Here is an 18,794-nt window from a genome sequence, read left to right on the forward strand (position 1 = left end):
TCTGTTCTAATTATGTTCGAAAGGAACGGAGTTGGAACAAATGGGCATGGAAACGGCACTTGATCTGGGCATCCCCGCATTCCCGGCCGAGCCTCTGGTCGTTTCCCCGGTGGCCATCGCCGGGGCCGATTTCGCCTATGCCGCCGCCGGTAACCACGGCCCGGCCAACCACATGGGCGGGATCGCGCTCACCGTGGCGATCTATGCCGATCGCCCGCACCTGCGCGAACAATTGCGGGAAGATGCGCTCGTCGCCGGATATCGCGTCTCGCGCTGCCTTGGTCTTGAAGCGCTGATCGAAGGGGATTTGCGCCCGCTCGCCGAAGTCGTGCTGGTCGATTGCCCCCGGCCCGATGGCGCCGCGCTCGCCGCCCTCTCGCGGCTCGACATGCGCGTGGCCCAGGCCGGGGCCCAACTCATCGTCTCGACCACGCCAGCCGGGCTGGAAGACGTTTTTGCCTGTCTCGATCAATCCAATCCGCAGCTCCTCGTCGATGCCGGGATGACCGATCTGGCCCTTTCGCTCGGCCGCGCCATGGCGCTCGCCCCGGGCCGCAGCGTGCGCGAAATGGCGGATGAGGACCGGATGCAACTGATGCGGCTGACCGAACAGGTCGGCCGCCTCGCCGCCCGGCTGGGGGAGGGCGGGCCGGATTATGGACGACTGGGCGAAGCCGGGCCGGGCGAAGCAAGGCCGGGTAACGGGCGGGTCGAATCTCCCGCAATCGCCTTTCGCGGCGCCGCAGCCGAGGCTGGCCTGCGTCTCGTCACCCCGGCCAATACCGAATTTCCCGATCCGCAAGTGGTCCGCCGCATTCTGCGCCAGCGTCAGCAGCGCCAGCGTTTCTTCGATGCCGATCTTTTCGCCGATCCGGCCTGGGACATGCTGCTCGATCTCGCCGCCGCCCGCGCCGAACGCAAGCAGGTCTCGGTGACCTCGCTGTGCATTGCCGCCGGCGTCCCGCCAACCACGGCCCTGCGCTGGATCGGCCAGCTCCAGCAGGCCGGCCTGTTCCAGCGGGTCGAGGACAAGGCCGACCGCCGCCGCGCCTTCATCGCCCTGACCGACAAGGCCGCCGAAGGCATGGCCCGCTACTTCGCCGCCGTCGGCCTCACCGGCAACCGCACTGCCGCCCAATCCCTCCCGGTCTGAGAGGGCCGCCCGCCCTCACGGCGCGGGTCCGGCCCACAACGACAGGCGGCCGGACCCGCGCTGCGGATCCGGCCATAACTGCCTGTTTTCACGGAAAGACGCGGTGCGCCGATCAGAAAATGGTGCCAGAAGAGGACCGGAGGGGTACACCTCTGAAGTGGCGGATTTCTGCCGTTCTTAGACCACCTGGTCGAGAGTGCGTGTACCGCCTCGGTGTACGACTTTCAACCGACGTTTTCAACATTGTGCTTTGGCCGGAGCCTACTCCGCTGAGAGCTCAATAGATCGTCACGCCAAACGATGCGTATGCCTCCTTCGTGTACCATGTCAGCGCTCCCTGCGGGGGCGTCGACAAGTTGAACTGGTGGATGGCGGCTGTGAGTACGCGCCGCTGAAAAGGGACGTGGATGACACGTGCCGTGCCGCTGTTTATCCGGCTGGCCAAGGCGGTCGGCCACAGGTGGCTTAACTCGCCGGGTGCCATAATCCAGTCGTACCCGACATAGGCGGCGATGATGGGTATGCCGCATGCATCAACGGCCTGGCCTATCTCGTATGGCACCCAGTCCGTGTCCTCGCGTGTCGTGGAACTCAAGATCAACACCATGTTCTTGGAGTTTCCCAGCCGGGAACGCAGACTGCGCATCAAGGTTTCCCTTGCGCTCGTGTCTCGGACGGCTGCGGTCTTTTCGTGACTGTTGACGAACCGGAAATCGACGTCCGCATTCTCATGCCACGCCTTCATGATGTTGTAATACCGGATGTCCGATGCTGTCGGGTCTGTGGTGCCGCCTGCATGAAATGCGACATACGTTCCGTTGCGGTAGGCCATCAGTGGCTCCAGTCTCTCGCAATTTCACGAAGGTCCAGGTGCTCGAAGCATCCGAGCGGCGGAACAATCGCGATTTCGTCAGGTAACCTCAGCCTGCGAGCGTAATCGACCAGGGACAGTACGAGTAGCCGAAGCAGGTGCTGCGGCTGGAGGTTGATGGACGCCCGCCCGTTACCAATCAGGGGGAGGGCGAGAGGGCGGCCATTGTTGCGATCATGAACGGCCTGCCATGCTGCCGCCATCGCCGCCCAGAACTCGTGGACGGTCGTGGATGCCTTGCCCGTGGCCAAATCGGTATGGGTCAGCGCCACCAAAAACGCCTGCCGCGCCCCTAACTGAAGGTTTGCCGTCGTGCCGATGGGGTATCTGGTCGACGGTAAATTGGGCCGGTGGACGGCTTCACCCGGCACTCCAGCAAGTGCGGCGTCGACGCTCGCGCGGAAGCGCTGCAGGTCTCCCTGGAACTCCCCCAAGATCAGTTGCCCGTGCAGGGATGATTGGTCGACAAGGGTCCCGAGCGAGTGATCGAAGAACTCGTTGACGGCCAGGAGGAGGTCCGCATCTCCGGCAAAGAAGTCACCGTAGCGAAGCGTGACGTGGGTCGATGTGGTGGGAACCCTGAAGCGGACCGATGAGGGCTCCCAAACAGCCCTCAGGAAGGCAAGGATAGCGATGATGGCAATGCACCCGAGGTATGCTTGATGGTGAGCGTCGAAATAGTCCTTCGCGTCTGTGGACACCCGAGTAGCGATCTCCGTTACCAGCCAGACCGCGCCCAACGCACTGAGCGCCGAACTTCCCCCACGGGTGAGCCGCCGTTTTAGGCCAAGCGTCAGCGCTCTCCACCACCACAACAGAAATCCGCTATTCATTGCTCGCGCTCCTACAGGAACGCAGTCTCCATGCACATGGGAAGGCCTCGCATAGTTGGGGATTTCGCTGCGCTTGAAAATGTGGTTGCGGTCCGACCTATGTGCACATCGCCAGCGAAGCGCCAGTTCTCGAAGCTGAGGATCGCATTATTCGCCGGTACCATTGATCGGCCAGGGAGGGACCCAAAAGAGCCTCACCGACGTCTGAAGCCGATTTGCCGTTCGAGGCTGGAGTGTATCTATCCTGAGTTTCATGCTGGGGGCGAGAGTCAGGTCGCGAGAAGCACTCCCACGTTACAACTCGGCATGCTGCGACATTCGGCCACACAGCAATGCCTCCGAACCTCGATTGTACGCCTGTGGGTCCAGAACTTGTACCTTGTGGCCCACGGCGATCCGGCGGCTCCTGGTTGGTCGGAAAGATACTTGACAGAATAATGGGCCATAGCTCATATATTGAGCATATCTTTCGGACCATCTGGAGCAACCCATGGCCCACCGCGTCGCCTACTACCGCGTCTCCACCCTCGACCAGTCCATCGAAGCCCAGCGGGAAGCCCTGGGCGGTGGGTTCGACGAAGAGTTCACCGACGAGGGTGTCAGTGGCGGGACGCTTGCTGCGGATCGGCCAGGCTTCGGCGGGCTCCTGGCTCACGTCCGAAAGGGCGACACCCTCTGCGTGTACTCCATCGACCGCCTGGGCCGCGATGCGCTGGACGTCCAGGCAACCGTTAAGCGGCTGATCGACAAGGGCGTCGTTGTGGACGTGCGGGGCCTGGGTCCGATCTCCGGTGATGCCGGGAAACTGATCGTGGCCGTCCTGGCCCAGATGGCTGAGATTGAGAGGAACAGGATCAGGGAGCGGTGCGATGCTGGCCGTGCGGCTGCCAGGGCGGCACTGGAGGCCACTGGACGTACCCATCGCGGGAAGGTCGGCCTGGGAAGGCCGAGGGTCGCCGAGGGAGCCGAGGTGGTCTCCTGGAGGAAGGAGAACGGAGCCAGCATCAGCCAGACCGCAGCCCACTTCAAGATCAGCCCCACCAGCGTCAAGCGGTACTGTGGGGAGGCCCGCGCACGGTGATGCCGCCGGAAATAATCGGGCAACATCAGCGTCGCCGAACGCAGATTTTATGCGGTCTCCAGACGTGCAGCCCGCCCCTGGGGCAGTGAAGTGGCGGGGGCCACAAACATCGACGGTTAAAGCGAAAGAGGGACTGTGGCAGGTCCCCCTCTCGTCTTGCACTTAGGTCAGGCTATGCCGCGATACGGGCAACGGTGCGGCTGGTGACCCCCAGGCCCCGCTCGGCCAGCCACCGGCCAACATCAGGTCGCGAGAGGACTTGAGCGAGCCCTTGGGACCGCTCGATTCCCACGGCAGCCCTGAGGTCGGCCTTGCGGATGCTGATGACCTCAGGATCAGCGAACCGCCCCTCAATCACCCCCGCCACCGCTGCCGCCTGTCCTCGCAAAGGCGCCTCCAGCGGTCTCCAGTCGCCTGCCGTTGCCCCCGGGAAGGTGTCGCGCAACACCGCCTTCGTGTCAGCCCCAGCGATCCGACCGATAACGTAGGCGGCACAGTCGCCGCAGACGCCGTCGATCGAGTTCCGGACAGAGGCCCGGCAGATCGCCTGGAGCAGGTTGTGCTGGTGCTCTCCGGTGGCCATGCCCCGAATGTCGTCCTGGAGATTTGGCGACTGCTCTTCCGGGTCCATGGTTGCCAGGTGGTAGGCTTGGAGGACCGTGGTCGGCAGGTGCCACAGGCCCAACACCAGGACCCGGTCGATGTCGCGGAAGTCGTTGGTTCCGTGATGATTGCCCCAGTGGACAAACTTCACCCTGCTCGCGTCCCCGTGCCCGTCGATGAGCGGCGGGAGCTGTGTGGGGGCGTCCCAGTCCCCTCGTGGTTGGTGGTGGACGACGAGCCAGCGCCGGTCTGGTTCTGCGTTGATGAGGTTGGCAGCAACTTGCAGGAGCTCGGCGCGGTCGTCGGGATTGTCGAAGGTCGAGCGACTGCACGCTCGGTCCCAGTGATGGATGGTCAGCTTGGCATAGTTGTTGGTAGCCGATGGTAGCCGAACCAACTGGCTGCCGTTGGCCTCCCAGGTCCGATAGGTGTGCCGAACGCGACCGGAGGCATCGAGGATCACGGCAGGGGCGAAGTCGTCGGGCAGACGGTCGGTCGTACCCACCAACTCCAGACCGCGCCGGTTGCTCTTCGTGACCACGACGTCATCACCGGCCCATGCCACCAAGGCTTCCCAACGCTCCCTGTCGCGGCCCTGCAATTTCTTTCCATGCCCCCCTTCGACGCAGAACTCGGGGTCGATGTCGACGGTGTTGCCCGGCAGAGTGTTGGACACCTTCTCGATCAGGTCCTCCACCAGCGTGATCGCCTCGCCCAAGACAGGTCGTGCGGGCTCCAGCAGCCCCTGGATCGCGTCGAGCCGCAGGGTTGCCGGTATCGCCGGGAGCAGGCTCTCGTCCCAGATGCGGCATGAGCGGGGGCGGCTATGGAAGTGAAAGGCGCCGACCTTGCTAAAGGGTTCACCTCGGGTACGTCTACGGATCATCTCGTGGGTCGTGAAGAGCACGGGCGCGTTGGTCCTGTCCCTGCGTCCCTTTAGTCCTACGTTGGCGTCCTGGGCGACGAGGACGGCGAACTGATCGTCTGCAAGTCCCGAACGCTCGATGTAGGCATCGACCTCGTCCAGACGGGAGACTGCGACAAGGACACCACCACCGGGCTGAAAATTCAGAGAAGCCCAGGCTTTGAGGAAGGCGCAGGCGGCCTCGGTCTTTCCCTTGCCGGGGTCGAGGGACGCCAAGTAGAACTGCGGAAGGCCGGTCGGTGCCGGACCATGCAACAGGGAGGCCATGCGGCCGAACAGCGCCTGGAAGGCAGTCGTGGTGGAGGTGTCGATCGAGGAGCTCCTGGAAGTCTGCCATTCGACGAGCAGACGCAAGGCTTCCTCGGGCAGCCTTACGCTACCCGAAGGTGTTTCGGTAATCATGATGGTGATGGTGTCCTTGATAGCCACCCGTGTGGTGGCGAAGGGAAGACCCAAAGGTAATCGGATTTCCTAAGGGTCTTTGGGAGGTCCTATGACCTTTTCCGGATGCGGCGGGTCAGCCGAAAGGCGATCGGTTCACCGCCGAGACGGAAGGGTGGCTGAGGGTAGATGGTCGAAGGTGTCCTCCTCCACTCGGCCTTGGGATATTCTATGTGTCAGCATTAATGCACGATGGTCCTCCTGGGCGGAGGTTATGCTTAGTTCGGCACAAATGCCCATGGTCCCGTCGGCCACAGGATGTGCATTATATGGCACTAATAGGAAAACCGCCCGTTTCCGATGGTTTACCCATTATTGAGCACAAATATCTCTGGACCGCCATCTAACCGCGTGGCAGCGTAGGTTCTCAACCACGGCTCCGGGTGCCCCTGTGGCATCACGCGCTCAACCAAGGAGCGCCAAGCCATGGCCTGCACAGCACTTCCAGCAACGAATGATCGCATCCGGCGCAATGGCGAAGATGCCGTGCTCGGAAGGACGCACTTCCGTCCGCAGACGACCCTGAGCACACTTGGTGATCGAGAAGAGTTGGAGTTGCGCTTTCGCCGTTCTCGCTGGCGGGGTGACCCTGACCACCCTGGCGTTCGCGAACGATTGCTGGAAGCGACACTTCATGTCGACGGCTGTCACGCGGGCAGCTTCAAGCTGACCGAGATGCGCCCTGAGCCCCTCATCAGCAACCGCCAGTTCATTGACTGGGCGGACGCGCTGTCCGCTGGGCGCATTGAACTTGCCGAAGTGATTCTGGAGCATTGGGAGAACGTGTCCGATGTCTCGGATTGCGGAACCATTCTCGAACTGACCCGTGTCTGGATGTGTCCTTCGTTCTCCAACGGCAGGCGCTTCGCGCTGGCCGCCAACGCGCTCGTCGACTTGAGTACAGAGCGGAGCCTGCTGGTCCTCAAGGCGTTCCCGCTGGAGTACGAAGGCAAGGCCAGCGCTCAGTACGAGCGATCCCTTACCCGCCGTCGTGAGGCGATGATGCGACACTACCGCTCGACCCTTGGGGTCGCGCCGTTTCCAGGGCGTGATGGCGATGATGGCTGGATGTACGCGATCCGCCCGGACCTGCGGCTATCCTCGAACACGGGGATCGGCCAATGACTGATGCCCAGCCGCCACTCTACGTCAGCTTCTACTCGATCGTGGTCAAGCGCGAGGCTGTGACCCGCAGCTTCCCCGGAGGTTTGGACGAGTTCGACCGCGTCCACCAAGCCGCGAGGGCCAACGAGCACCTGTCCGTCTTGGTCCGCATGTCCATGCTGGACGTCGACCTCGTCTTCCAAAAGCTCCACGCGGCCGGTCTGATACCCGGGGAGGATTTCGGGCTCATGGAGATGCACCAGGGCGTGCTGCTGGCTTGCCGCGGCATTCGCGGCATCGGCAAGGAACGCGAAGCCTTCATCATGGAGTGGTGGGCTCAGTTTGACCCGACCTATGTCGCCCAGCCGGAAGATGGCGTGGATCAGTGGGTCCCACCCGACGAACGAGAGCCGGACCATGACGAGGCCGTTCCTCCCGCGCCGCCAAGCGTAGCCAACGAGCCCGCCGCCAGCCCAAAGAACAAGTCAGGGCCTCGAAGGGTCGTGTTCAGGACTGGACCCGTCCATTATCTTTACGACGATGATGATGACGAAGAGTAGGCGCTGTGTGCCCACTGGCCGGGTCAGCTTGGCGCCCTGGGCCCCTCACCGTACCGCCGCAGCACGAAGTCCCACACCTGGTTGACCTTCGCGTCCCACAGCTCCTGCGGGTACGGGTCCTCCGGGAGGCTGTTGAGCTTCACCCGGATTTCTGACCACACGGCGCCTCGGGTTTCCTGGCCGCGCACCCAGTCGACCGCGTCGACCAGTTCGTGCAGCCGTTCGAGGAGCTTACGGGCGACGAGCTTGACCTCCTGCTCCTGGCTCTTGGAGAGCTTGGGATCAGGGGTGGTGAGCAAGTCGAAGATGGCCAGCTCTTCGTCAGTGAGTCCCTCGCGGGCCGCTCGCTGCTCTTCCTCGTCGAGGTCGCTGATGAAGTCCTTCAGGGCCGCGAAGAACTTCTCGGCGTCGATAGAGCCCGCGTTGTATTCGGCCACGAGCTTCTCCAGCCGCTCGACCAGCTTGACCCTGGTGGGGTTCTTGTCGGCCATCGCGGCGACCTTGTCCTCGGCCTCGTCCTTCAGTCGCTCGGCGGTGACCTTGGGGCTGACGGCGAACAGGTCGGCGAGCTTGTCGAAGTCGATGCCCGATAGGTCCACCCGCCCTTCGGCAGCCGTGCCCTCCACGATCGGGGTCAGGATCGCCACCCCCTCGATCTTCTCGTCGAGGAGCTCGGCGATGCGGTCGGCGACGGCAGAGATGTCCACCGGACCCAGCTTGGCCCTGACGGCGTCTGCAAGGGTGTGGAAGACCGCAACCGGCCCGAGATAGGGGGCGGCCCGTTCGTCCGGTAGGATGGCCTTGTAGGCCTTGGAAACGGCTCCTGAGAGGCGCAGGAACTCCCGGCGACGATCATCGGGGGCGACCGTCGCCTCGACGGCTTGGTTGATCAGCTTGAGCCGCTCCAGGCCCTTGGCGGAGAGGATCGCCTGGGCGTCGATGCCGTGCGGTTGGACGTAGCTCCTGGCGGTCTCCAGCGCCTGCTCCAAGGCTGCCACGAGGGCGTCCTTGTTCTTGATCGGCGGGTCTCCACCTGCGCCGCCCCCGGCATAGACCGCCAGGGCCTTCTGGAGGTTGAGGAACACCCCGGCATAGTCCACGATAACGCCCGAGGTCTTCCCCTCCGCCTTGCGGTTGGCGCGGGCGATGGTCTGCATCAGGGTGTGATTGCGCATCGGCTTGTCGAGGTACACGGTGCCGATGGTGGGCACGTCGAAACCGGTGACCCACATTGCACAGACGATCACCAGGCGCAGCGGATCGTTGGCGTCCTTGAACTTGCTCTCCAAGTCCTCCTTCTGCATCCGCTCGCGGTGCGGGAGGATGTCGAGACCCTTCTTCTTGAGGTCGTCGATCTCGTTCTGTCCCTGGGACACCACGACGGCCATGTCGAGCTCGCGCAGCCACACCAGCCGTTCGGCGATGGCGGCGCCCTCTGCCTCGTGGGCGGTCTTGAGCCGCTCCTCGTCCACCTTGATCAGCTTGGCGACGGCAGCCTTGATCCGATCGTACATGCCAACAGCGGTGGCCTTGTCGATCGCCACGAACATGGCCTTCCCGCGATAGCCGCGCATGGCGAAGTGCAGCGCCACGTCATCGGCGACCTTGTCGAGCCGGTCAGGGTTGGTGAGCAAGGTGTACTGCCGGGCGAACTCGCGGTTGAGCTTCTTCTCTTGCTCCTCGTCCAGCATGGCCTCGTCGAGCAAGGCCTCCAGCTCATCCTTGAGCTCGTCGGCGTTGAGCTGGAGCTCGGGCTTGCGGGCCTCGTAGTAGAGCGGAACCGTGGCCCCGTCCTTCACCGACTGGGCGAAGTCGTAGATCGAGATGTAGTCGCCGAAGACCTCGCGGGTCTTGCTCTCCTCGCCCTGGATCAGCGGGGTCCCGGTGAAACCGATGAAGGCCGCGTTGGGCAGGGCGGCCCTCATGTTGGCCGCGAGCTGGTCGTACTGGCTGCGGTGGGCCTCGTCGGTCACCACGATGATGTCCGAGCGATCCGAGAGCACCGGCATGGGCTCCCGGTCCTCGGTGCCGAACTTGTGGATGAGGGTGAAGACGTACCGCTCGTTGCCCGCCAGCAGCTCCCGCAGGTGCGCTCGGCTTCCCGCCTGGGCCTCGTGGATTTTCTTCGTCAGAGCCCCCGCCGAGGCGAACTGCCCCGCAATCTGGTCGTCCAGCTCGGTCCGGTCGGTAATGATCACGAAGGTGTAGTTACCCCCCAGTCGGCGCAGGACCTTCTCGCAGAACATCACCATCGAGAGGCTCTTGCCGCTGCCTTGCGTGTGCCAGAATACCCCGAGGCGGCCTTGGTTCTCCTTGACCCGCTGCACGGCCTCGATGGCGCGGTTGACGCCGAGAACCTGGTGGTACTTCCCAACCACCTTGCGCATCCCGCCACGGGCGTCGTCGAACAGCAGGAAGCTCTCGATCAGGTCCAGGAACCGCGAGGGCTCGCAGGTGGCCCTGAGGATCGTCTCCAGGCTGGGATCGTCCGGCTGGCCTTCCTCCAGCTTCTTCCAGGGCGCGAAGACGTCGAAGGGGGCGTGGCTGCCCCCCATCACCGTGTCGATCCCGTTGGAGAGGATCACGAAGCCGTTGGCGTCGAACAACTGGGGCACCGTGTCCCGATAGTCGCGCAAGTTCTTCTCGTGCGCGTCGGCGAGGGGCTTGGTCGGGGCCTTCCATTCGGCGAACAGCAGCGGCAAGCCGTTGACGTAGCCGATGGTATCCGGACGCCGCCGATGGAGCACGCCGTCGATCCACACCTGGCTGGCCACCAGGAAGTCATTGGCGCCAACGTCCTGCCAGTCGATCGCGCGGACGAGCAGGTCCTCGAACTTCCCGTCTTCCTCGCGCCGCACCTGCACCGGCACGCCGTCGACCAGCAGCGACAGCACCTCGCGGTTGGCATGGAGCGGCAGCATGGCCGAGCGGTCCCGCGTCAGCTCGACCTCGGCGTGGCGGAGGGCGTCCAGGGGGAGCTCGGGGTTGAGTTTGGCCAGAGCGGCTCGCAGGCGGGCGGGCAGCCAGGCCTGGTGAAAGCTGGTCCGCCCCGTGGGGTTCGCTGGCCCTGGAACCTCGTCCATGAGGTTGATGGGCGTCCACCCGAGCTCCTGCAGCAGCTCCAGGGCGGGCTGCTCGACGATGCCGTCCTCGGAGGCGATGATGCCGGTCAGCGACGGGGCCATGTCAGGCAGCTTCCTGTAGCTCGCACTCGGCGACTTCGACGGATAGCTGCCCGGAGATCAGCCGGGGGAGCAGGAGGTCACGCGAGGCGGCGAGCCGGTGGTTGCAAGCCCAGATTGCCTCCAGAAGGTCGATCATTGGCTGGACAGCAGCCTGGAATTTCTCGGCCAACCCCAGGTCAGGGACCGCGCAAGACATGCGTTCCAGCACGCCGCCCCACTGCGCGTATGGGATTGTGGACCCTTTCGAATGCGCTGCGGCATAAGCAACCGTATCATCCTGAAAGAGCTGCATCAGAGCGTACGCGGCAAATTGTGGTTCGCGGGGGCGAAGCACAAAGCAGGTGGATCGTGTCACGCCTGCGAGGGGGGCAGGAGCCACCTTGTGGAAATAGGCTCGCATCGCCCCGAAAAGTATGTCGCCCTTCTCAAAGAGCTGGAGACTGCTCTGAGCGTCTTGCCAAGGCCGCACCTCGTCGAGCACCAAAGTGCGCCGACCGATACACTCGATAGGCACATAGGCCCTGCCTTGGAGGTGTTCACCGGGCTGTGTACCGTCCCTGCGGAAGTCGACCAAGTCTCCGAGGGTGCCATTTCGCCAGCCTGCAGGAAGACTCCCGTCGGTGGTATCTACCAAAGGCGCAGTCTCGTGCCCAGGGAAGCGAAAGCGGACGAACCACTCCTCGAATAGCCCCCGCGCCATCTCCTCCAGCACCGCCACCCGCCGCCGGTTGACCTCGATCAGGTCGTCATAGGCCCCGAGGATCGACGCGATGCGCCGTTGGGTTTCGAGGGGTGGGAGCGGAACCTCCATCCTCGACAAAATACCTTGGTTCAGGTTGTTGATGCTCGTGCCGCCGCCTTGACTTGATAGATGGCGTCGCACCGTCCCGCCCCGCAAAAGGTAGGCGAAAAAACGAGGATCGGCGCGATGATCATGAAAGCGCAGCCGGATCGTGAACCCAGAGTGCGACGTCGGCTTAGGTGGATCATGCGATACCAGGAGCGACCGACCGATCAACTCGCGATTTCCGTTCGATCGGACGAAGAGGATGTCATCGCGGCGAACGAGCGCATCCTCCGTCGCGAGAGCCGATGGGGCCAACTCATCAAGGCTGGCGAAGTCGACGAAAGAGTTATCCTTAAAGTCCGACACGCCCACAACAGCCAGACCTACTCCCGCATCAGCGGACGAGTAATTCAGGCCATTGCGGAAGACTGCCAGCCCCCCAAGTTCCACGATAGGCCAACCGCTCATGCCTCCAGCACCTCGGCCACGTTCTGAGCGATTACCGCCTGCAGTCGTGCCGCCTCGGCGTTCAGCCCCTCCAGCTCCTCCTGCAGCGCCTCCAGTCGCAGCTTGAAGTCCTCGTCGTCCGGTTCCTCGCCCACTGCCACGCCCACATAGCGCCCAGGGTTCAGGCTCCAGTCCTGTGCGGCGATCTCGGCCCGGCTGGCTACCTTGCACAGACCGGGGACGTCCTTGTAGCCATCGTCGCCGAAGGTCTCGGTCATCCGGGGGCCGCTGCCGCCATCCAGCTCCTCCTCCTCGCCGCGCCACAGGCGGACGATGTTGGCCACGAACTCGATCTGGTCGGGCGTGAAGTCGCGGTGGGCGCGGCTGATCTGGCGGAAGATGTGGCGAGCGTCGATGAACAGCACCTCGTCGGCGCGAGGCCCCTTCGCCTTGCCCTTGTCGAGGAACCACAGGGTCACCGGCAGGGTCACTGTGAAGAACATGTTGGGCGAGGTGGTGACGATCACGTCCACCGCTCCGCTCTCGATCAGCTTGCGGCGCATGTCCCGCTCGTTTCCGCCCGCGTCCGAGGCCGAGTTGGCCATGACGAACCCAGCCCGCCCGGTTTCGTTCAGCGCGGCGGTGAACAGCCCGATCCACAAATAGTTCGCATTGTTGACCGTGGGGATGCCCAGAGCGAACCGGGCGTCGACCTTGCCTGCCTCGTTCACCAGCCGCGAGCGGTCCACCTCCGACTGGTTGAATGGAGGGTTGGCCATGACGAAATCGAACTTGCCCACCATCCCGTGCGGGTCGTCATAGTAACTGTTGGCCTCGCGGATGTCGCCGGAGAGCCCATGGACCGCCAGGTTCAGGCGGCACAGCTTCTGGGTGTCCGCCATCTTCTCGGTCCCGTACACGCTGATCTCGCGCGACGGGGTCTTGTGGTGGCGCCGGACGAACTCGGCGGAGTGGACGAACATGCCCCCCGAGCCGCAGGCGGGATCGAAGATGGTCCCGTGGTAGGGCTCGATCACCTCCACGATCAGCTTAACGATCGACGACGGCGTGAAATACTCCCCGCCCTTCTGCATGAAGGCCGAGGCGAACTCGCCCATGAAATACTCGAAGATCAGCCCGTAGGCGTCCCCGGTGATCTGGAGGGGCTGGAGGAGGCGCAGGAGCTCCCTCAGGACGCTGTTGGGCAACGATCCGTAGCCCTGGGGCATCACCCCCGCCAGGTCCGGGTTGTGCTCTGTGATGGCCTTCATGGCCGCGTTGAGGGCGTCTGCGAGGTTCTCCGTCTCCGGCAGGCCCAGCAGGTAGGAGAAGCGGGCATGGTCGGGCAGGTAGACAGCCCCCCGGCCCTGATAGTCGCCAGGAGTGGGCTTGAGGCGGCCCGTGAAGCTCTGCGCCAACTCCTCGTGGACGGTGTCGAACTTCGTTTCCATCTGCCGCAGGGCGATGAGCGCCAGGACCGGCTGGGCGTACTGGTCAGGGCGCAGCGCCGTGTTGGTCCAGAGCTGGTTGGCCGTCTGGAAGAGGCGGCGCGAGAGGTCCTGAAGATCGACTGACACAATTATCCCCCTGGGCGAAGAGCACGCCCTGATAGTCTCGCAACCTTAAACATGTTCTCGACGACAGCGGCAACGGTCTTCGATCGCGCCCGATGAACTCGGCGAGGCCTTAGGTAACTTCCAGGAAGCGCGGCATCTTTTCCAGCTCGCGCGACAACACGTCGACAAGGTTCGGAAGGTCTTCGAGATAGGTCTTGTCGTGGACGTCTGACGATGCGTGCCCAGTGATTGCCTTGGTGACCACTCGATCCAGTCCATGGCGGACGGCCAGGTGGGAGAATAGGTGGCGCCAGGCATGGTTGGGCTTCACGCCGTCAATCCCCAACGAGTGCACCCATTCGGCCAGCTTCGACCCCAGCCTGTTCGACTGACGGTTTATGGCGTTGTCGCTACGGCGCTTGGAAGGGTTGTAGAAGAGCGGTCCGTCCGGATGAGCTGCGACGAAGTCCAGGAAGCCCTGCTCCTGCAGATGGCTGTGCAGTGGCACGTTTCGGAAGGTCCTGGTCTTTACGGTCCCAGCGTCAGGGGTGATCCGCATCACCCACACGCCCTCATCCTGGAAGACATCTTGCTTACGGAGCTGAGTGATCTCGTTCACGCGGGCGCCCGAGTAGGCCATGAGCCAGGGGCACCACCGCTTGGCATTGCGGAGGTCCTGGCCTTCTCTCGATTGCGCAGGCACCAGGGAAGCCCGCAGGATCGTCAGGGCCTCCTCGGTGGTAAACGCCTTGCCCCGCGTCTTGGGCTTGGCGGGCAGCTTTACCGGGGTAACTTCCAGGGCCGGATTGCGGGGAATAAGGTTGTCGCCCTTAGCCCATGCAAACAAGGCGTTCACCGCACCAAGATAGCTGCCGTTGATCGTCTTCGCCGAGAGGGGCTGACCGCGAAATTTGACCTCGTCTCGTAGGTGATTGCGCCATGCCACGAGCTGGTCGTGGGTGATGGATTGCACGTCGGCCTGATCGACGAACTCAGCCAGATGGATGACGTAGGGACGCCACTGGGCCACCGTTTTGGGATGCCTGCCGGGAACCGCTGCATATTGGTTGAAAAGGTCGAGCAAGCTGATCCGGCCTGAAGGCGTCGCGCTTCCCTTCTTCGTCTGCGGGAGTTCAGGCATCGGAGGGGTAGGCACATCGTCCCCGTCCAGGCGCCGCAGGGCTTCTTCGTGAGCGGTTGCCGCCGCGTTGTTCAGGGCCGAGCACAGGTCTCGGAAAGAGGTTCCGCCCGGCTCCAGTTCCAGTTCGCAGTCCGACGCCATGGACATGGCAAGGTCGCCCCAGGCGCTGATAATGCCCGGTTCGTCACCCGTGGCTCTTAGCGTGCGGGCGCTTTCCCGTATGGCCGAGTGCGCGAGCCGGATGCTCTGGGTCCACTTGGCGGCGGCAGACACTTCGGGCAGCTCAAAGCCAACCTGCCGGGCCACGTCTGATCCAAGAGCCGCGAGCGCCTTTGCCTCTGGGTCGCGACGCCGGGCGTCGTCAGATGCCAGGGCTTCGACCCGGTAGCGTTCGGCCAAGATGGCAATCGTTGGCGCATCGAGCTCGTCGTAGTTGCCCAACGCTCGTTTGTGTCCGGCGACCTCTGCTTTTCTCGCGGCAGCGACGATGTTTTCGAAGTCCCGCTCGGCAGCGCGGTATCGGTCCATGGCCCCGGGTTCGTTCAGAGACCTGGCGTGCAGCGACTTCTTGTATTCGATCCGGCCTCTACCAGTCGGACTGGAGCTCGGGATAAGTTGCACGAGCTCCTTGGGGAACTTGCGGCGGTAGCTGAGAATACCGCTCTTCTCGGTTTGGAGGTACGACACCACTACCTTCATCTCATGCCTCGGTGTACGAGTAAGTGTACGACCGAGCGGTTGAAAAGTAGCGATATCCGGGGATTTCCCCCAAAATCAACCCCTTAGAGGGGTAATGGTGCCCAGAAGAGGAAACTTCGAGGGCTCCCAAGCAGCTGATTTCCATCGCAAATTGACGGAAGGAAATCGCCGAAGTCGTTACTAGCACCAACAGATCGTCTGGAAAAGGCCGGATGTCGGCAGACGATCGGCTCACCTGCTTCTTGGAAAGGCGCGACGCCGGCTTGTCGCATATTCACTTCCACGACAGCCGCCGAGAAGCTGCGTCGAAAATGGCCCCTAAGTTGTCCAACGTGTTGGACCTAGCCGCGATCACCGGGCACAAGTCTTTTTCGATTCAAGCCTATTACAGGCCGAAAGCGGCGGATCTCGCCGCGCGACTAGATAGATAGACGTGCGGGGATGCTACGTGGGCTAGTTGAGAGCGTAAATATGAGGACAGGTCAGCCCCAATCGATACCACAACATTTTCGCGCTGACTGGCTGTTCATTCACGCAGAGCGAGATCGCCATGGTGTTGCCTATTCCGGCGGAAAAATGCGTACAACGTACCAATGCCGTCATGAGATTGAATGGCGCTGACCTATTCAATGACCAGCTCTGTCAGACGAAGGTGTACGAGCAGACCTTGTTGCCGGCCGGATCCCGCAAATAGGCGGCGTAGGCGCCGGGCAGGTGGCTGCGAGCGCCTGGAGCGCCTTCGTCGGTCCCACCGGCGGCAAGGCCGGCTGCGTGGAAGGCATCGACCTGCGCCGGAGTGGCGGCGGCGAAGCCAAGCGTCACGCCGTTGCCCGACGGGGCCTTGCCATTGCCCGGCTTGAGCACGAGGAAGGCCGGCTTGTCCTTGCCGTAGAGAACCACGGTTTCGCCGAACGGCCCCATGTTCTTCACGCCCAGCGGCGCCAGCGCGGCGTCATAGAATGCGGTCGAGACGTCGAGGTCGTTTGCACCCAAGCAGGCGTGCGAAAAGACTTCGTTACCCGAGATAACTGGATCAGCCATTACTATTCTCCCTTGCGTTAAAACTCAAAACACCACGACCGAGCGGATCGACTTGCCGGCGTGCATCAGGTCGAAGGCGGTGTTGATCTCCTCCAGCCCCATGACGTGGGTGATCATCGGGTCAATCTCGATCTTGCCGGTCATGTACATGTCGACGATCTTGGGCACGTCGGTGCGGCCCTTGGCCCCGCCGAACGCGGTGCCGCGCCAGTTGCGGCCCGTCACGAGCTGGAACGGACGGGTCGCGATCTCCTTGCCGGCCTCGGCCACCCCGATGATGATGCTGGTGCCCCAGCCGCGGTGGCACGCTTCGAGCGCCGTGCGCATGACCTCGGTGTTACCGGTGGCGTCGAAGGTGTAGTCGGCGCCGCCATCGGTCAGTTCGACCACCTTGGCGACGGTCTCCTCGCGGCTCAGGCCCTTCGAGTTGAGGAAGTGGGTCATGCCGAAGCGCTTGCCCCATTCCTCACGGCTTGGGTTGATGTCGACGCCGATGATCCGGCCAGCACCGGCCAGCCGCGCGCCCTGGATCACGTTGAGCCCGATCCCGCCGAGCCCGAACACCACCACGTTGTCGCCGACCTGGACCTTTGCGGTGTTGATCACCGCGCCGACTCCGGTGGTCACGCCGCAGCCGATGTAGCAGCTCGACTGGAACGGCGCGTCCTCGCGGATCTTAGCCACCGCGATTTCGGGCAGCACGGTGAAGTTCGAGAAGGTCGAGCAGCCCATGTAGTGGAAGATCGGCTGTCCCTTGTAGGAGAAGCGCGTGGTACCGTCCGGCATCAGCCCCTTGCCCTGGGTGGCGCGGATCGCGGTGCACAGATTGGTCTTGCCCGAGAGGCACGACTTACACTGGCGGCATTCTGGGGTGTATAGCGGGATCACGTGATCGCCCGGCTTTACGCTGGTAACGCCGGGGCCAACCTCGCGCACAACGCCCGCCCCTTCGTGGCCAAGGACGGACGGGAAGATCCCTTCGCTGTCCAGCCCGTCGAGCGTGTAGGCATCGGTGTGGCACACGCCGGTGGCCATGATTTCGACCAGCACTTCACCGGCCTTGGGGCCTTCCAGATCAAGCTCGACGATTTCGAGCGGCTGCTTGGGCGCGAATGCGACGGCGGCGCGAGTCTTCATCATTGCTCTCCAAAAGGGAAGTGCGGCGAGCTATCATTATCCCTACAGAGTGTTAATATGCTAGTTTGACAATATACTTTGCCATTTGGAGTTATAATGACGCGTTGGGAAGGCATTGACGAGTTTGTCGCAGTGGCGAACGCTGGAGGTTTTACCCGAGGGGCCAACCTGATCGGAATGTCTCCCACGCATGTTAGCCGCGCGGTAATGGCGCTAGAGCGTCGCCTTGATACCCAGCTTTTTCATCGCACCACTCGTACAGTGCGGCTCACAGACGCAGGGCGCGGGTTTCTTGAACGTTGCGAGCGCATTGTTCAGGAACGTGACGAGGCCTTCGCATTAGTCGGTCAAAAGGGAGAGCCCCACGGCGAATTGCGCGTGACATGCTCGACTGCAATGGGAGAAAGATTTGTCGCACCGATCCTCCGCCGCTTTGCGATGCAGCATCCCCGGCTAAGCCTGACGATAGAGCTCACCAATCGGGTCATTGATATGGTTGCAGAGGACTTCGATCTTGCCATACGGACGGGGAGCACAAACGATCCGCGGTTGGTGGCGGTTCCGGTCGCGTCAAGAACGCTGCACACTTGTGCCGCTCCTGACTACCTTTCGCGCAGGGGTCGACCCGATCAAATTGGGGCGCTCGCTTCGCATGAATGCATCATTGGTACTGCGGCAACATGGCAATTCAAAATAGACGGGCGAGAATTTCTTTATCGCCCTGCGGGTCGATTCCATTGCAATAGCGGCCATGCGGTAATTGAGGCATGCATCGACGGCATGGGGGTTTGCCAGCTGCCCGATTTCTATATTTTTCCATTTCTCAAGCGTGGCATGGTGGAACTCGTTCTCGAAGAGGTCCAAGCACCTGATGAGCCAATTTGGGCGGTCTATCCGCAACGCCGGCATCTACTCCCCAAACTTCAACATGCCATAGAGGCGCTCAAAAACGAGCTTGCCGCAGCAATGAATCGACGAAACTGACGACCAGTGGCAACTGGTATGTGAGTGGCCAACAGACTGCGTCGCGCTCTAAAGCTGATCGATTGACCGCTACAGCCCTTTGGAAGAGTCTGCGGAGGCAACCGGCGCTCTTAAGAAGGTTATGGTGAGCCGTATCTAGGCAGTTCCAGGAGCAGCTGGGCAAACCGGATCATGTTCGAAGGAGAACACATATATCGAATAGACCTGCTGACTTTGGACAATGATGCGCTCTGCGGCTCTGGCCCA

The 18,794-nt window shown here is 62.8% G+C and carries 14 protein-coding genes; 5 read left to right on the forward strand and 9 right to left on the reverse strand.

Annotated features, from left to right (window positions below; translation table 11 throughout):
• Nucleotides 1–46: 46 nt before the first annotated feature.
• The gene (locus H7F51_RS09070; RefSeq protein ID WP_246448058.1) at nt 47–1,153 is read left to right on the forward strand and encodes a winged helix DNA-binding protein; all 1,107 of its coding nucleotides are present in this window, start codon (nt 47–49) and stop codon (nt 1,151–1,153) included.
• A gap of 277 nt (nt 1,154–1,430) precedes the next feature.
• On the opposite strand, the gene H7F51_RS09075 is transcribed toward H7F51_RS09070, so the two are convergent.
• Together H7F51_RS09075 and H7F51_RS09080 are read right to left on the reverse strand one after the other, a co-directional pair.
• The gene (locus H7F51_RS09075) at nt 1,431–1,985 is read right to left on the reverse strand and encodes a TIR domain-containing protein (RefSeq protein WP_185663938.1); all 555 of its coding nucleotides are present in this window, start codon (nt 1,983–1,985) and stop codon (nt 1,431–1,433) included.
• The gene (locus tag H7F51_RS09080; RefSeq protein ID WP_185663939.1) at nt 1,985–2,857 is read right to left on the reverse strand and encodes a macro domain-containing protein; all 873 of its coding nucleotides are present in this window, start codon (nt 2,855–2,857) and stop codon (nt 1,985–1,987) included. Before H7F51_RS09080 ends, H7F51_RS09075 begins: the two co-directional genes overlap by 1 nt.
• A 490-nt stretch (nt 2,858–3,347) precedes the next feature.
• Here H7F51_RS09080 and H7F51_RS09085 point away from each other — a divergent pair, with 490 nt between their 5' ends.
• Nucleotides 3,348–3,938, forward strand: a complete 591-nt coding sequence (locus H7F51_RS09085; RefSeq protein WP_185663940.1) for a recombinase family protein — start codon at nt 3,348–3,350, stop codon at nt 3,936–3,938.
• A gap of 172 nt (nt 3,939–4,110) precedes the next feature.
• Here H7F51_RS09085 and H7F51_RS09090 read toward each other — a convergent pair whose 3' ends face one another.
• The gene (locus tag H7F51_RS09090; RefSeq protein ID WP_185663941.1) at nt 4,111–5,922 is read right to left on the reverse strand and encodes a hypothetical protein; all 1,812 of its coding nucleotides are present in this window, start codon (nt 5,920–5,922) and stop codon (nt 4,111–4,113) included.
• Between the two features lie 411 nt (nt 5,923–6,333).
• Here H7F51_RS09090 and H7F51_RS09095 point away from each other — a divergent pair, with 411 nt between their 5' ends.
• The gene (locus H7F51_RS09095) at nt 6,334–7,032 is read left to right on the forward strand and encodes a hypothetical protein (RefSeq protein ID WP_185663942.1); all 699 of its coding nucleotides are present in this window, start codon (nt 6,334–6,336) and stop codon (nt 7,030–7,032) included.
• Nucleotides 7,029–7,571: a hypothetical protein gene (locus tag H7F51_RS09100; RefSeq protein WP_185663943.1), complete on the forward strand. Its 543-nt coding sequence runs from the start codon at nt 7,029–7,031 to the stop codon at nt 7,569–7,571. Before H7F51_RS09095 ends, H7F51_RS09100 begins: the two co-directional genes overlap by 4 nt.
• Nucleotides 7,572–7,594: 23 nt before the next feature.
• Here the strand turns inward: H7F51_RS09100 and H7F51_RS09105 are convergent, their stop codons facing one another.
• From H7F51_RS09105 to H7F51_RS09130, 6 genes are all read right to left on the reverse strand, one after another.
• Nucleotides 7,595–10,756 (reverse strand): type I restriction endonuclease subunit R, encoded by a 3,162-nt coding sequence (locus H7F51_RS09105; RefSeq protein WP_185663944.1) that lies wholly within the window; start codon nt 10,754–10,756, stop codon nt 7,595–7,597.
• 1 nt (nt 10,757) lies between these two features.
• Nucleotides 10,758–12,011, reverse strand: coding sequence for a restriction endonuclease subunit S (locus H7F51_RS09110; protein WP_185663945.1), 1,254 nt, complete (start codon nt 12,009–12,011; stop codon nt 10,758–10,760).
• Complete coding sequence (locus H7F51_RS09115; RefSeq protein ID WP_185663946.1) at nt 12,008–13,567, reverse strand: N-6 DNA methylase; 1,560 nt, start codon at nt 13,565–13,567, stop codon at nt 12,008–12,010. The genes H7F51_RS09110 and H7F51_RS09115 overlap by 4 nt, the downstream gene beginning before the upstream one ends.
• A gap of 109 nt (nt 13,568–13,676) precedes the next feature.
• On the reverse strand, nt 13,677–15,386 hold the full coding sequence (locus H7F51_RS09120) for a tyrosine-type recombinase/integrase (RefSeq protein WP_185663947.1): 1,710 nt from the start codon (nt 15,384–15,386) through the stop codon (nt 13,677–13,679).
• Between the two features lie 642 nt (nt 15,387–16,028).
• Nucleotides 16,029–16,427, reverse strand: coding sequence for a VOC family protein (locus tag H7F51_RS09125; RefSeq protein WP_185663948.1), 399 nt, complete (start codon nt 16,425–16,427; stop codon nt 16,029–16,031).
• Between the two features lie 24 nt (nt 16,428–16,451).
• Nucleotides 16,452–17,564 carry an S-(hydroxymethyl)glutathione dehydrogenase/class III alcohol dehydrogenase gene (locus tag H7F51_RS09130; RefSeq protein WP_185663949.1) on the reverse strand — a complete coding sequence of 371 codons (1,113 nt, stop codon included), beginning with the start codon at nt 17,562–17,564 and terminating at the stop codon, nt 16,452–16,454.
• A gap of 96 nt (nt 17,565–17,660) precedes the next feature.
• Between H7F51_RS09130 and H7F51_RS09135 the strand changes: the two genes are divergently transcribed.
• Nucleotides 17,661–18,548: a LysR family transcriptional regulator gene (locus tag H7F51_RS09135; RefSeq protein WP_185663950.1), complete on the forward strand. Its 888-nt coding sequence runs from the start codon at nt 17,661–17,663 to the stop codon at nt 18,546–18,548.
• The last annotated feature ends 246 nt before the right edge of the window (nt 18,549–18,794 follow it).

It is taken from the genome of Novosphingobium flavum, from assembly GCF_014230315.1.
In the GTDB taxonomy this organism is placed as follows: Bacteria; Pseudomonadota; Alphaproteobacteria; order Sphingomonadales; family Sphingomonadaceae; genus Novosphingobium; species Novosphingobium flavum.

Excerpts from the sequence above, each read along its gene's own strand:
- H7F51_RS09070 (WP_246448058.1), top strand. The coding sequence starts at position 47 with ATGGAAACGGCACTTGATCTGGGCATCCCCGCATTCCCGGCCGAGCCT.
- H7F51_RS09075 (WP_185663938.1), bottom strand. The coding sequence starts at position 1,985 with ATGGCCTACCGCAACGGAACGTATGTCGCATTTCATGCAGGCGGCACC.
- H7F51_RS09080 (WP_185663939.1), bottom strand. The coding sequence starts at position 2,857 with ATGAATAGCGGATTTCTGTTGTGGTGGTGGAGAGCGCTGACGCTTGGC.
- H7F51_RS09085 (WP_185663940.1), top strand. The coding sequence starts at position 3,348 with ATGGCCCACCGCGTCGCCTACTACCGCGTCTCCACCCTCGACCAGTCC.
- H7F51_RS09095 (WP_185663942.1), top strand. The coding sequence starts at position 6,334 with ATGGCCTGCACAGCACTTCCAGCAACGAATGATCGCATCCGGCGCAAT.
- H7F51_RS09100 (WP_185663943.1), top strand. The coding sequence starts at position 7,029 with ATGACTGATGCCCAGCCGCCACTCTACGTCAGCTTCTACTCGATCGTG.
- H7F51_RS09105 (WP_185663944.1), bottom strand. The coding sequence starts at position 10,756 with ATGGCCCCGTCGCTGACCGGCATCATCGCCTCCGAGGACGGCATCGTC.
- H7F51_RS09110 (WP_185663945.1), bottom strand. The coding sequence starts at position 12,011 with ATGAGCGGTTGGCCTATCGTGGAACTTGGGGGGCTGGCAGTCTTCCGC.
- H7F51_RS09120 (WP_185663947.1), bottom strand. The coding sequence starts at position 15,386 with ATGAAGGTAGTGGTGTCGTACCTCCAAACCGAGAAGAGCGGTATTCTC.
- H7F51_RS09125 (WP_185663948.1), bottom strand. The coding sequence starts at position 16,427 with ATGGCTGATCCAGTTATCTCGGGTAACGAAGTCTTTTCGCACGCCTGC.
- H7F51_RS09130 (WP_185663949.1), bottom strand. The coding sequence starts at position 17,564 with ATGAAGACTCGCGCCGCCGTCGCATTCGCGCCCAAGCAGCCGCTCGAA.
- H7F51_RS09135 (WP_185663950.1), top strand. The coding sequence starts at position 17,661 with ATGACGCGTTGGGAAGGCATTGACGAGTTTGTCGCAGTGGCGAACGCT.